Source organism: Actinoplanes sp. NPDC049265 (assembly GCF_043197135.1).
GTDB lineage: Bacteria > Actinomycetota > Actinomycetes > Mycobacteriales > Micromonosporaceae > Actinoplanes.
Genome location: NZ_JBICSP010000006.1, coordinates 300,550 through 313,081, shown reverse-complemented (window position 1 = coordinate 313,081; position 12,532 = coordinate 300,550). Strand labels below are relative to the sequence as shown.

The following is a 12,532-nucleotide window of genomic DNA, read 5'->3' as shown; positions in this document are numbered from 1 at the left end:
CCGTCGGCGGGTGCGGTCACTGCCGGTCGTCCGGGAGGCGGTCGACGTACTCGACGCCCAGGTCGGCCAGGAGCGGCCGGAGGTTGTACATGTCGACGCCGAGGGTGCCGGCGGCCAGCTTCTCGCGCTTGGCCGCCTCGTTGGCGATGCGGTCGGCGGCCGCGGTGGCCACGGTGGCGCCGCGCGCGGCGGGCAGCACGCACACGCCGTCGTCGTCGGCGATCACGATGTCGCCCGGCCGGACCAGCTGACCGGCGGCCACCACGGGCACGTTGACCGAGCCCGGGCTGGCCTTCACCGTGCCCTGGGCGTGCACCGCCCGGGACCAGACCGGGAACTCCATGCCGCGCAGCGACGCGATGTCGCGTACCCCGGCGTCGATGACCAGGCCGACGACGCCGCGCGCGACGAGCGAGGTGGCCAGCAGGTCGCCGAACATGCCGTCGGTGGACGGGGAGGTCGTGGTCACCACGAGCAGGTCGCCGGGGCGGCACACCTCGACCGCGGCGTGGATCATCAGGTTGTCGCCGGGATGGCAGGAGACGGTGATCGCCGAGCCGGCGATCGCACTGCCCGGCACCCGGGCCTCGATCGACGGGCCCAGCAGGCCGATCCGGCCGGCCGCCTCGTGCGCGGCGGCGACCCCGCACGATCGCAGCGCGGCGATCACCGCGGGGTCGGCCCGATCCACATCCCGTACGACGTAGTGAGCGGCCATGGCCGCCACGCTAGGCAGTGTCAACAAATGTGTCAACAATCCACGCTCATATTGGCTTCAATTGTGTCAACAATGTGTGTAAGGTGCGCCACATCGGTTCTCCGTACGCCACCGTCCAAGGAGGATCCATGGTCCGCGCGAAACTCGCTGTTGTCGCGGCGTTCGCCCTGCTCACCGCGGCGTGCGGTGGCGGCGGAAGCGCCTCGACCACATCGGATGGCACCACCAAGGTCACTCTCGGGCTGATCCCGATCGTCGATGTCGCACCCGTCTACCTCGGCATCAAGCAGGGCTTCTTCGCCGCCGAGAAGCTCGAGCTCACCATTCAGACCGCCCAGGGTGGCGCCGCGATCATCCCCGGCGTCGTCAGCCAGCAGTACCAATTCGGCTTCAGCAACACCGTCTCCCTGCTGCTGGCCGGATCCCAGGGGCTGCCGCTCAAGGTCGTCTCGGCCGGCAACGCGTCGACCGGCGTGGAGGACAAGGACTTCGGCGCCGTCCTGGTCAAGAAGGACAGCCCGATCAAGTCCGCGAAAGACCTGGTGGGCAAGCGGGTCGGGGTGAACACGCTGAAGAACATCAACACGCTGACGGTCAGCAACGCCGTCCGGGAGGCGGGCGGCGACCCCAAGACGATCACCTTTGTCGAGCTGCCGTTCCCGCAGATCCCGCCGGCCATCGCCAAGGGCGACATCGAGGCCGGCCAGGTCGTCGAGCCGTTCCTGACCATCGGCAAGGAACAGGGCCTGGTGCCGATCGGCAACCCGCTGAACGGGCTGATGGTCGGCCTCTACTTCACCTCCGAGCCGTTCGCCGCCCAGAACCCCAAGGTGGTGACCGGCTTCCAGAGCGCCATGAAGAAGTCCCTGGCCTACGCGGACAGCCATCCCGAGGAAGCCCGGGCCGTCCTCACCGACTACCTCAAGCTCGAACCGGCCGTACAACAGAAACTGACCCTGCCCAAGTGGCCGGCCGAGGTGGACCGCCCGGCCGTGCGGAAGCTCCTCGACATGGCCAAGACCGACGGCCTGATCACCAAGGACCCCGACCTGACCAAGCTCATCCCCTGAGCCGGATCGATCCCTGACATGGAGCTCTGGAAGCCCCTCGCCGGTGTGGCTGTGGTGGTCGCCGCGGCCGAGCTGCTGCCCCGCACGGGCCTGGTCAACGACCAGTACCTGCCGCCGTTCACCGCGATGGCCCGTGCGCTCGGCCGGCAGACCGGCGAGGAGGACTTCTGGACCGCGCTCGGCCAGACCCTGGGCGGCTGGGCCCTCGGGCTGGCCATCGCCATGGTCGCCGGGGTGGTGGCCGGCGTGGTGATCGGCAGCATGCCGATCCTGCGGGCGCTCACCGCCTCGACCATCGAGTTCCTCCGGCCCATCCCGTCGGTCGCGTTGATCCCACTGGTCGTGCTGGTCTACGGCAGCCGGATCCAGTCGGCGCTGGTGCTGGTCGTGTACGCGGCCTTCTGGCAGGTGCTGGTGCAGGTGCTCTACGGCGTGGCTGACGTCGACCCGGTGGTCCGGGACACCGCGCGTTCGTTCCGCTTCTCCCGCTGGGGGATCGTGCGCAACGTGGTCTGGCCGACCGCCCTGCCGTACGTGCTGACCGGCTTCCGCCTCGCCGCCGCGGTCGCGCTGATCCTTCAGATCACGGCCGAACTGATCGTCGGGGTGCCGGGACTGGGCCGCTCGATCGGCGTGGCCCAGTCGTCCGGGGCTGTCTCCGACACGTACGCGCTGGTCCTGGTCGTCGGTCTGATCGGGGTCCTCGTGAACGTGGGCGCGCGGGCGGTCGAACGCCGCACCCTGCGCTGGCACACGAGCGTGCGGAGCTTCGGATGAGGCGTGTCGTCTACACGGTCGGGTTGCCGGTCATCCTCGTCGTCATCTGGTGGTTCGTCTCGGCGTACCAGAACAGTTTCTTCTGGCCGCCCCTGCCGACCATCCTGAAGGCGTTCCCGGCCACCTGGACCACCGACCGCCTGATCCACGACGTGCTCCCGAGCCTGGCCCGGCTGGCCATCGGCTACCTGATCGCGCTGGTCGCCGGGGTGGCGCTGGGCGTGGCGATCGGCTCGTCGCGGACCCTTCGGGCGATGGCCGAGCCGGTGCTGGAGTTCTTCCGGGCCATCCCGCCGCCGGTGCTGATCCCGCTGATCGCGCTGTTCGCGGGCTACACCGGCTGGACCAACAAGATCATCACGATCGCGCTGGGCTGCCTGTGGCCGATCCTGCTGAACACCGTGGACGGTGTGCGGTCGGTCGACGAGGTGCTGCGGGACACCGCACGCTCGTACCGGCTCGGCCCGCTGGCCCGACTGCGGCATGTGGTGCTGCGCGGGGCCAGCCCGCGGATCGTCACCGGCGCGCGGCAGGCCCTGTCCATCGGGGTCATCCTGATGGTGATCAGCGAGCTGTTCGGGGCCAACCGGGGGCTCGGCGCGTCGATCGTGCAGTTCCAGCGCGGTTTCCAGGTGCCCGAGATGTGGACGGGGATCATCCTGCTGGGACTGATCGGCGTCGCCCTGGCCGCGCTGTTCCGGCTGGTCGAGAACCGGATGCTGGCCTGGTACCGCGGCCAGAACCACAGTGGTAGCTGAGGGCGGTATCCGTGGCAGCGAAAGCGCTCTGGGCTACCACTGCTGGTGGCCCCAATTCGTATTTGTGCTCAGAGCGCTCTGAGCACAAATACGCATCGGGCGCCGAGGAACGGGAGGGATGAGGGGTGGCCGTCAGCCTGGACGTGGACGGGCTCGCCAAGACGTACACCGGTCACGGCCGGGACGTCGAGGCGATCCGCGACCTGACCTTCAAGGTGCGGCACGGCGAGCTGGTCTGCGTGGTCGGCCCGTCCGGCGCCGGCAAGACCACCCTGCTGCGGTGCGTCGCCGGCCTGCTCGACGCGACCGGCGGGCAGGTGCGCCTGGGCGGTGTGCCGGTCACCGGGCCGCCGGCCGGCATGGCGGTGGTGTTCCAGGAGTACGGCCGCAGCCTCTTCCCGTGGCTGACCGTACGCAAGAACGTGGAACTGCCCATCAAGTCCCGCCCCGGTTTCCGGCAGTCGGCGGAGGCGGCGCTGGACGCGGTCGGGCTGAGCGACAGCGCCGACGCCCACCCGTGGCAACTCTCCGGAGGCATGCAGCAGCGGGTGGCGATCGCCCGGGCCATCGCCTACGAGCCGAGTGTCCTCCTGATGGATGAACCTTTCGCCGCCGTCGACGCGCAGACCCGAGCCGATCTAGAGGACCTGGTCCGGGCCCTGTGGCAGCGCCTCGGCATCACGATCCTGTTCGTCACGCACGACATCGACGAGTCGGTCTACCTGGGCCAACGGGTGCTGGTGCTGTCTCGTCGGCCGACCACGGTGCTGGCCGACATACCCGTCGATCTGCCGGCCGAACGCACCCAGCTGGAGACCCGCTCCTCGCCCGCCTTCGCCGAGATCCGCACCCAGGTCTGGACCCTGGTGCAGCGGGCCAAGCAAGGCACCTGAATAACATCTCACCATGAGTGACGTGTTGTCCGAATTGCGCGCGGCGATCCTCCGCGGGGATTACGCGCCCCGCCAGCGGTTGATCGAGACCGAGCTGGCCGAGCGTTTCGCGACCAGCCGGTTCGTGCTGCGCAACGCGTTCACCAAGCTCGCCAACGAGGGCCTGGTCGAGCTGCAGCCCAACCGGGGCGCGCGGGTCCGGGAGATCTCGCTGGACGAGGCGATCGAGATCACCGAGCTCCGCCGCGCGGTCGAGGGCCTGGTCGCCGGGCGTGCGGCCGAGCGGATCTCCGACCCGGAGATCCGCGAGCTGCGGGCGCTGGGCGAGGAGATGCGGTCGGTGGTCGAGGCGGCCGACATGTTGCGCTATTCGGACCTCAACGCCCAACTGCATGCGAGGGTACGCGCGATCGCCCGGCACACCTCGGCCACCCGGATCATCGAGCAGTTGCACGGCCAGATGGTCCGCCACCAGTTCCGGCTGTCGCTGATGCCCGGCCGCCCGTTCACGTCCCTGCCGGAACACCTGGCCATCATCGACGCCGTCGCCGCCCGTGACCCGGCCGCCGCTGAGGAGGCGATGCGCACCCACCTGACCAGCGTGCTCGCCGCCCTGACGACGTTCGCCGCCCTGCGGGTGTGACAAGTGCGCCTCTTCACACCATCGACGCCGAAGGGAACCAGACCCATGCTCGACCCCGAGGTACGCCGCGTCCTCGACGGCACCCCGATCGCCCACCTGGCCACCGTCACGCCCGACGGCGCCCCGCACACCGTTCCGCTGTGGATCGGCACCCACGGCGAGAACATCGTCTTCCTGACCGGCCCGCGGTCGCAGAAGGCCCGGAACCTCGGCCATGACCCGCGGGTGGCACTGTCCATCGCACCGCCGGACAACCCGTTCACCCCGGTCGTCATCCGCGGTCGCGTGATCGAGTGGCTGGACGGCGACCCCGCCTGGGCGATCATCGACCGGATCGCGGCCAAGTACATCGGGGCGCCGTACTCGCGTGACCTGGAGCGGGTGGTCGCCGTGATCGAGCCGGTCCGGCAGACCGTCGGCGTGCGCTGAGCCCGTGCCGGAGGCGAGGATCCGGTTCGAGTGGGGCCTGACCGGCGGGCGGGCGGTCAGCGCGGGCGCGGACATCGTCGTCGTGGTCGACGTGCTCTCGTTCACCACGTCGGTGAGCGTGGCCCTGGACGCGGGCATGGTCGTGCTCCCGTACCGCTGGAACGACGGCACGGCCGCGCGCTTCGCGCAGGAGCGAAAGGCCGCGCTGGCTGTGGGGAGGCGTGCGGCCGGTCCACGCGATTTCAGCCTGTCGCCGGTCACTCTGCGCCGGTGGGGTACGCCCGGAGCCCGCGTCGTCCTGCCGTCCCCCAACGGCTCCACCATCGCCCTGGCTCTGGGCTGCGGCCGGGCCCGGGTGGTGGCGGCCGCCCTGCGTAACGCGCCCGCGGTCGCCCGCTGGATCAGCGCCCAGGGCGACGTCACGGTGGCCGTCGTGGCCGGCGGCGAGCACTGGCCGGACGGCACGCTCCGCCCCGCCGTGGAGGACCTGTGGGGCGCGGCGGCCGTCCTGCGTGAGCTCGACCTGACCGACGCGAGTCCGGAGGCCCGGACGGCGGCCGCGGCCCAGCCGGGCGACCTGGCGGCGACGGTGAGCGGCCGGGAGCTGATCAATGGCGGTTTCCCGCACGATGTCGCGATCGCGGCCGAGGCCGGGTCGAGCGCCGCGGTGCCGGTGCTGGTCGACGGCGAGTTCCGGCTTCCCGAAGTGCGAGACACAGTGACGGATGTCTATTAAAGCAGTACAACACGGTCAGTGAAGGTCGCGGCGGCGACCCCGGTCGGTGACGACACGCGTACGTTCCAACGAAAGCGCCGTGATCTTGGAAGATCAGAATCGGACTCGACCGCGGGTACCGATGCGGGATCCGGCTTGACACACAGGGGTTCGACGGGGTGACCGTCTGGTCTCATCGGCGAACTCTTCGTAAGGATGGGCGGATGATCGACGCCCTACCAGCCTGGCTGCTCGCCGAACTGACCACGGTCCCCGCCTTCGAGGCGTTCGCCGGGGTGGACGATTTGCACGCGGGCCTGCGCCGGATTGCCGAGCGGTATCCCGAGCTGGCGTCGATCCGGCGCTGCGGCAGCTCGCGGCAGGGTGACCCGCTCTGGTGCCTGACCGTCGAGCGTCGGCCGGGCGAGGCGCCCGGCTCGGTGCCGGAGGCGCTGGCCTTCGGGCTCCCGCACCCCAACGAGCCGATCGGCGGGCTCACCGCACTGCACCTGGCCGAACGGTTATGCGCCGACCCGGGCCTGCGGGAACGGCTCGGGTTCCGCTGGCGGATCGTCGACTGCGCCGACCCCGACGGGCTGCGGCTCAACGAGGGCTGGCTGCGCGGCCCGTTCACCCGGTCGCACTACGCCCGGCACTTCTATCGCCCGGCCGGCCGGGACCAGGTCGAGTGGACGTTCCCGATCAACCACGAGGACGCGTACTTCGACAATCCGATCGCCGAGACGCAGGCGCTGATGCGGCTGATCGACGAGTACCGGCCGGCCCTGGTCGCGTCGCTGCACAACAGCGAGCTGGGCGGCGCCTACTACTGGCTCAGCCGTCCCGAGCCGGCGCTGCACCCGGTGCTCAAGAGCGTCCCCGAGCACCTGGGCATCCCGCTCGACCGGGGCGAGCCGGAGGCGCCCGACCTGGTCGTGCTGGACGACGCCATCTACGAGGCGACCGCGCTGGCCACGGTGTACGAGCAGACCCGGGCGCGCGGCGAGCAGTGGTCGATGCGCGGCGGCAGCACCACCTGGTACGCCAACCGCTGGGGCGCCCTGATGCTGGTCAGCGAACTTCCCTACTGGCACGACCCGCGGGCCGGGGACACGTCACCGGCCGGGATCAGTTACCGCGACGCGCTGGCCGGCAACGCCGCCGAGCTGATCGACGTGGGCGACCTGCTCAACCGCATCGTCGCCGCCGTGGAGCACAACCTGCTCGCCCCCGATTCGCCGTTCTGGCGGGCCGCCCGATTCTTCTCCCGCTTCCTGAGCGAGGCCGGCCCCGCCCGTAAGGAGCGCAGCCTGCGCCCCACCGCGGACCGTCCCGCCACGGTCGCCGAGGCCACGTCGCTCGCGCTCAACGTGCACGAGTACCGGTTGCGCTACGGCGGGATCCTGCTGCGGGCGCTGCGCGGCGAGGCGGCGGTGGGCAACGTACGGGCCGCGGTGCGGGCCGGGCTGGCCGAGATGGAGCAGCGGTACGCCGGTTGGCTGGCCGAGGACGCCCAGGCCGCCGAGCTGCGCCCGATCGAGATCCGCCGCCTGGTCGGCGTCCAGTACGCCGCCACCATCGCCGCCGCCGCCCACCTGGCTGGCACCCTGACCGCCGGACCCGGCCGTCCACGTTGATCCTCGACGTCTCAGTGGTAGTCCTGGGGGTATCCGGGACCCGGATACCGTCCCGGGCTACCACCACCGGAAGGGAGCGCGATCCGTCCACGGGGGCGGGTCTGGTTGCACGTTGGGGCAGCTGTCCGGAGGTCATCGGACCAGGAGTTCCGGTCGCCGGGGCAGGGTGCCGGAAAGCTGACTGATCGGCTGGCTCGTCGACTGTGGACGCTGTCGTATGGTCGGCGGAGGAACCGACTGCGACGGGGCGGGGGCGCAACGTGAAGGCACGGCGATGGACCGCGGTGACGGCTCTGGGCCTGGCGATGGTGGCGGGCTCGGCCTCGCCCGCCGCCGCGGCGGCCGGGGGACCGCTGGTGATCACCACCGGGCTGACGTCCGGTCAGCTGATCGGTGCGAAGCAATTCATCTCGCCCACCTTCGACCCCCGCGCGGCCACGGTCGAGCTGCTGGTCAACGGCGTACTGCTGGTGCGGCAGGCGCGGACGGCGGGCGCGGTGCTGCTGCAGCCCCCCGTCGAGCTCAACAACGCCGAGGCGGATGTCACAATCCGGGCGTACGACCTGCTGGGCGCCGTCACCGAACTGTCCACCCGGGTCCGGGTCGACACCGAGCCGCCGCAGGCCACCTTCACGCCCGGGTGGGCCGACCGGGTCCACGGCAACACCACGATCACCGCGACCGAGCCCTCGGCCGACCTGGCCGACTTCGTGGTCACCGAGTCCGAGGGTGGCCGTCTGGTCGGCCGGGCGACCGCCGCACCGTGGTCGGTGACGTGGATCGCCACCGGCCAGAACGGGCGGCTGACGCTCGCGCTCACCGACCTGGCCGGCAACAGCTCGACGGCGCGGACCGCCTTCAAGGTGGACGACCAGGGCCCGCTGATCCTTCAGATCCTGCCGGCCGAGCGGGCGTTCGTCCACGGCACGACGCTGACCACGTCGGTCCTGGCGCTCGACCTGTCCGGCATAAAGTCGGCAACGCTCGTCGGCGCGCCGGCCATCACCACGCCGCCGTACACCGTGACGGTGCCGATCGGCGGCGACGGTGCACGGGTGCTGACCTGGCGGCTCGCCGACCGCTGGGACAACCTTTCCACCGAGCGACGTACGGTGATCGTCGACAACACCCTGCCGACCATCTCGATCACCGCGCCGAAGTCCGGCACCCGCCTCTCCGGCACCTTGACGGTCCCGGTGAAGGTAGCCGACCTGAACGGCATCGACCGCGTCGAGATGCGTGTCAACGGCCGCACCAAGGCCACCGACATCACTCCGCCCTATTCGCTGCAACTGCACACCGGGGAGTACGGCAGCTCATACTCGGTGGCCTTCTACGTCTTCGACAAGGCGGGCAACGCCTCCAGCACCAAGCCCCGCACCTACCTCCACTAAACCCACCCCACCGCGCCCGGCCTCCCCGGCGCAGCTCGGGCCCGGGCAAAGGCGGGCTGCCAGCCGGCCGGACCGCCCGCTCAAGGCAGTGGTAGCCCAGCGCGGTATCCGCGGGGTCGAGTCGTTCCAGCCGCCCCGCCATCGCTTCGGTGACGATTTCTTCATAGAGCCCGGCCGACAACTCGGCCGCCACGGCGACATCTTGCCTTACCAGGGCCAGCCCAGGGCTCGGTTGGACCGACGCGTTGGGGTCGCCCGGACGGCCGTAGAGTTTGGGGCGTTGGTTGGCGCTGGAGGGGTAGGACCACGTGGAGCTGTTGCACTCGGGGAAAGTTCGGGACGTCTACGCGGACGGGGACGATCTTCTGCTGGTGGCCAGCGATCGGGTGTCGATTTTTGATGTGGTGCTGCCTACGCCGATTCCTGACAAAGGGAAAATTCTCACCCAGCTCAGTCTCTGGTGGTTCGACCAGCTGAACGACATCGCGCCCAATCACGTGCGGTCGGCGACTGAGGTGCCGGCCGAGTGGGCGGGGCGGGCCGTGCGCTGTGAGCGGCTTCGGATGGTCATGGTCGAGTGCATCGCGCGGGGGTATCTGGCCGGGTCGGGGGTCAAGGATTACGACAAGGAGCGGGCCGTCGGGGGCAACGCGCTGCCGGACGGGCTGGTCGAAGGGTCGCGGCTGCCGGAACCGATTTTCACGCCGTCGACCAAGGTCGCTCCGGGGGAGGGGCACGACGAGACCGTCACCTATGACGCCGTGGTGGCTCAGGAAGGGCCGGAGGTGGCCGCCGAGCTGCGGCGGATCACCATGGATGTGTACCGGCGGGGGTCGGAGATCGCGCGTACCCGGGGGATCCTGATTTTGGATACCAAGATCGAGGTCGGTTTCGGGGTCAACGGGATCACGATCGGGGATGAGCTGCTCACGCCCGACTCGAGCCGGTTCATGCTGGCCGAGGAGTGGGAGCCGGGCACGACGCTGCGCTACCTCGACAAGCAGTTCCTGCGGGACTGGGCGACGACCGAGCGGGCCGACTGGGATCGGACCGCTCCGGGGCCGGAGATCCCGGAGGCCGTCGTCGAGGCCACCCGCAACCGGTACGTCGAGGCCTACGAGCGCATCACCGGGGATCGGTGGACCTGAATCTTTCGGTGCGGCCGGTCAGGGGGGCACGTTTCTTGATCAGGTGTACGCCGTAAGCGACGCCGACCACGGCCATGAAGAACCCGGTCCACCCGCCGAGCCAGACGCACATCGGCGCGGCGGTCCAGAGCAGGATCGCCACGATCGTCCGCAGCCCCTGCCGCGGCGGCCGGGTCAGGCGACCGACCCGTCGGGCGAACCGTGGATCGCCGGCGCGTAGTCCGGCCACCATGCCGTCGAAGACGTGCTTCTCATGGGGTTCCAGCACGATGACACCTCCACAGGCAGCGTGCCGACGACATGGCCTACCCCTCGTCCGTCGACGTGAAACCTGACGACGACCATCGAAGGGTCACCTTGAAGTTGGCCTCGCCGCTGGACTCGGCGATGACGAAGCCGGTGCGGGCGGTCAGTTTGAGGCCCAGCTCGACGTCGATGCCGTCGGGGGGCGTGGCCGCTTCGCGCGCTTTGCGTACCGCATCCTGACCGATCTTGACGACCTGGGCGATGGCCTGGTCGAAGCGCTGGGTGGCCCGCTCGATCACGTCGCCGGCGGAGGCGCGGGTCAGGCCGACCTCGCGAACCTCGACCCGGATCGTCTCGTCGCCGGTCTCGTCGATCGGCAGTTCCACATAGGCGGCCATGGGGAGAACCGTAGCGAGTGCGAGCTACGGCGCCGGTACCTGCGCGGCCGAGGCTTCGGGGCGGGGCCAGGCGGCTCGCTTGCCGCAGCCTTCACAGCTGAGCTGGTCTCCGCAGTGGGTGCACCAGTCGTTGGTACGCCGCAGGTACCAGCCCACGGCGATGCCGGCCAGCAGGCAGGCGGCGCCGATGAGGGCGGTGAGGGCCACCGCCCCGGTCACGCGGCGTTCCGCACTTCGGCGGGTACGCGCTTCACCAGCAGAGAACGGTTGTCGAGCGCCGGGTCCTCGTCGGCGCGCTTCGCCACGTAGTCGGCGGTGAACGTGTCGACGCCGGTGCCGAGGTGGGCGCCGGGCCGATAGGTGACCGTGACGGCGAGCGCCGACGCGGCCTCGATGACACCGGCCCGCCAGCCGTTGCGGTAAACCCAGACCGGGTCGGCCTTGTGGTAGTTGTCGGCCGGCAGAACGTCCTTGGGGTCGCGCTCCGGCGGGGCGATGGTCGGAGTGGACATCGGGGAAGCCTCCAAGATCAAGTGCCTCGGTCGCGGCGGGGGAACACCTCGGCCGGTAAGCCGAACTTTTCAGCACGCTGTGTCAGCAGGTAGATACGCGCCTGTCAGCTATCATGCTCGCGAACCAGTGCAACCGCAAGGTCAGATGCACGTGCATTTGACTCGTGCGAGTTATACAAGATGGATGCATCGGACGGTTTCGTGCCGGACGATCACACCCCTAAGATGCGAAGGGACTGCGTGCCGGCAGCCCTCATGAACGAAGATCAGAGCGGGGAGTAAGCGTGACTGCGGAGGAGGCGCCGGGCAGCGGGCCAACCGTGCTGCGCATCCTCCTGGGTGCTCAGTTGCGGCGGCTACGCGAAGGCAAAGGGATCACCCGCGAGGACGCCGGGTGGGAAATCCGTGCGCCCGGGTCCAAGATCAGCCGCATGGAGCTCGGCCGGGTCAGCTTCAAGGAGCGCGACGTCGCCGACCTTCTCTCCCTCTACGGGGTCACCGATCCCAAGGAGCGCGAGGCCCTGCTCGGTCTGGCCCGGCAGGCGAACAACCCCGGCTGGTGGCACCACTTCGGCGACATCCTGCCCGGCTGGTTCCAGTCCTACCTGGGGCTGGAGGCCGCGGCGACGCTGATCCGCACGTACGAGATCCAGTTCGTGCCCGGCCTGCTGCAGACCCCGGAATACGCCCGCGCGGTGATCATGCTCGGTCACGCGGGGGCGAACGCCGACGAGATCGATCGTCGCGTCGAGCTCCGCCGGCAGCGCCAGATGGTGCTCAACCGGCCCGACCCGCCGCAGATCTGGGCGGTCGTCGACGAGGCCGTGCTCCGTCGCCCGATCGGCGGCGTCGAGGTGATGAAGGCGCAGATCGAGGCCCTCATTGAGGCGTCCAAGCAGCCCAACGTGCGGCTGCAGATCATTCCGTTCCAGGCCGGCGGTCACGCCGCGGCCGGCGGGCCGTTCTCGATCCTGCGCTTCCCGGAGCCCGAGCTGCCCGACGTCGTCTACGTCGAGCAGCTCACCAGTGCCATCTACCTCGACAAGCGCGAGGACGTCGATCAGTACGCCATCGCGATGGAACGCGTCTGCATCGACGCCGACCCGCCGAACCACACGCCGGAGATTCTGGAGAAGCTCCTGCACGAGGTCGGCCGGCCGGGCTAGTTCCTGACCCCCTCCGAGTTGGCCCACC

16 protein-coding genes are annotated in these 12,532 nt (G+C 70.0%); 11 read left to right on the top strand and 5 right to left on the bottom strand.

Annotation, left to right across the window (positions count from 1 at the left end; translation table 11 throughout):
* Window positions 1-16: 16 nt before the first annotated feature.
* Window positions 17-718: a 4-carboxy-4-hydroxy-2-oxoadipate aldolase/oxaloacetate decarboxylase gene (locus ACGFIO_RS18130; RefSeq protein WP_392827390.1), complete on the bottom strand. Its 702-nt coding sequence runs from the start codon at window positions 716-718 to the stop codon at window positions 17-19.
* Window positions 719-846: 128 nt separating this feature from the next.
* Between ACGFIO_RS18130 and ACGFIO_RS18125 the strand changes: the two genes are divergently transcribed.
* The 10 genes from ACGFIO_RS18125 to ACGFIO_RS18080 all read left to right on the top strand — a co-directional run bounded on the left by ACGFIO_RS18125 (window position 847) and on the right by ACGFIO_RS18080 (window position 10,182).
* A complete protein-coding gene (locus ACGFIO_RS18125; protein ID WP_392827389.1) occupies window positions 847-1,788 on the top strand; it encodes an ABC transporter substrate-binding protein in 942 nt (313 codons plus the stop codon).
* Window positions 1,789-1,806: 18 nt separating this feature from the next.
* Window positions 1,807-2,565: an ABC transporter permease gene (locus tag ACGFIO_RS18120; protein WP_392827388.1), complete on the top strand. Its 759-nt coding sequence runs from the start codon at window positions 1,807-1,809 to the stop codon at window positions 2,563-2,565.
* Window positions 2,562-3,323 carry an ABC transporter permease gene (locus tag ACGFIO_RS18115; RefSeq protein WP_392827387.1) on the top strand — a complete coding sequence of 254 codons (762 nt, stop codon included), beginning with the start codon at window positions 2,562-2,564 and terminating at the stop codon, window positions 3,321-3,323. Before ACGFIO_RS18120 ends, ACGFIO_RS18115 begins: the two co-directional genes overlap by 4 nt.
* 125 nt (window positions 3,324-3,448) lie before the next feature.
* Window positions 3,449-4,216 carry an ABC transporter ATP-binding protein gene (locus ACGFIO_RS18110; RefSeq protein ID WP_392827386.1) on the top strand — a complete coding sequence of 256 codons (768 nt, stop codon included), beginning with the start codon at window positions 3,449-3,451 and terminating at the stop codon, window positions 4,214-4,216.
* A 13-nt stretch (window positions 4,217-4,229) separates the two neighbouring features.
* Complete coding sequence (locus ACGFIO_RS18105; RefSeq protein WP_392827385.1) at window positions 4,230-4,859, top strand: GntR family transcriptional regulator; 630 nt, start codon at window positions 4,230-4,232, stop codon at window positions 4,857-4,859.
* A 45-nt stretch (window positions 4,860-4,904) separates the two neighbouring features.
* Complete coding sequence (locus tag ACGFIO_RS18100) at window positions 4,905-5,288, top strand: PPOX class F420-dependent oxidoreductase (protein ID WP_392827384.1); 384 nt, start codon at window positions 4,905-4,907, stop codon at window positions 5,286-5,288.
* Window positions 5,289-5,292: 4 nt separating this feature from the next.
* Window positions 5,293-6,024: a 2-phosphosulfolactate phosphatase gene (locus tag ACGFIO_RS18095; RefSeq protein ID WP_392827383.1), complete on the top strand. Its 732-nt coding sequence runs from the start codon at window positions 5,293-5,295 to the stop codon at window positions 6,022-6,024.
* A 203-nt stretch (window positions 6,025-6,227) separates the two neighbouring features.
* On the top strand, window positions 6,228-7,640 hold the full coding sequence (locus tag ACGFIO_RS18090; RefSeq protein ID WP_392827382.1) for a M14 family zinc carboxypeptidase: 1,413 nt from the start codon (window positions 6,228-6,230) through the stop codon (window positions 7,638-7,640).
* A gap of 260 nt (window positions 7,641-7,900) precedes the next feature.
* Window positions 7,901-9,034 carry an Ig-like domain-containing protein gene (locus ACGFIO_RS18085; RefSeq protein ID WP_392827381.1) on the top strand — a complete coding sequence of 378 codons (1,134 nt, stop codon included), beginning with the start codon at window positions 7,901-7,903 and terminating at the stop codon, window positions 9,032-9,034.
* Window positions 9,035-9,342: 308 nt separating this feature from the next.
* Window positions 9,343-10,182, top strand: coding sequence for a phosphoribosylaminoimidazolesuccinocarboxamide synthase (locus ACGFIO_RS18080; protein ID WP_392827380.1), 840 nt, complete (start codon window positions 9,343-9,345; stop codon window positions 10,180-10,182).
* Here ACGFIO_RS18080 and ACGFIO_RS18075 read toward each other — a convergent pair.
* The 4 genes from ACGFIO_RS18075 to ACGFIO_RS18060 are packed head-to-tail and all read right to left on the bottom strand — an operon-like array spanning window position 10,160 to window position 11,338.
* Window positions 10,160-10,450, bottom strand: a complete 291-nt coding sequence (locus tag ACGFIO_RS18075) for a DUF3040 domain-containing protein (protein ID WP_392827379.1) — start codon at window positions 10,448-10,450, stop codon at window positions 10,160-10,162. The genes ACGFIO_RS18080 and ACGFIO_RS18075 overlap by 23 nt on opposite strands.
* A 37-nt stretch (window positions 10,451-10,487) precedes the next feature.
* The gene (locus ACGFIO_RS18070; RefSeq protein ID WP_392827378.1) at window positions 10,488-10,826 is read right to left on the bottom strand and encodes a CU044_2847 family protein; all 339 of its coding nucleotides are present in this window, start codon (window positions 10,824-10,826) and stop codon (window positions 10,488-10,490) included.
* Between the two features lie 24 nt (window positions 10,827-10,850).
* The gene (locus ACGFIO_RS18065) at window positions 10,851-11,045 is read right to left on the bottom strand and encodes a hypothetical protein (protein ID WP_392827377.1); all 195 of its coding nucleotides are present in this window, start codon (window positions 11,043-11,045) and stop codon (window positions 10,851-10,853) included.
* On the bottom strand, window positions 11,042-11,338 hold the full coding sequence (locus ACGFIO_RS18060) for a hypothetical protein (RefSeq protein WP_392827376.1): 297 nt from the start codon (window positions 11,336-11,338) through the stop codon (window positions 11,042-11,044). Before ACGFIO_RS18060 ends, ACGFIO_RS18065 begins: the two co-directional genes overlap by 4 nt.
* Before the next feature lie 284 nt (window positions 11,339-11,622).
* Between ACGFIO_RS18060 and ACGFIO_RS18055 the strand changes: the two genes are divergently transcribed.
* Window positions 11,623-12,504 carry a helix-turn-helix domain-containing protein gene (locus ACGFIO_RS18055; protein WP_392827375.1) on the top strand — a complete coding sequence of 294 codons (882 nt, stop codon included), beginning with the start codon at window positions 11,623-11,625 and terminating at the stop codon, window positions 12,502-12,504.
* Window positions 12,505-12,532: the final 28 nt, after the last annotated feature.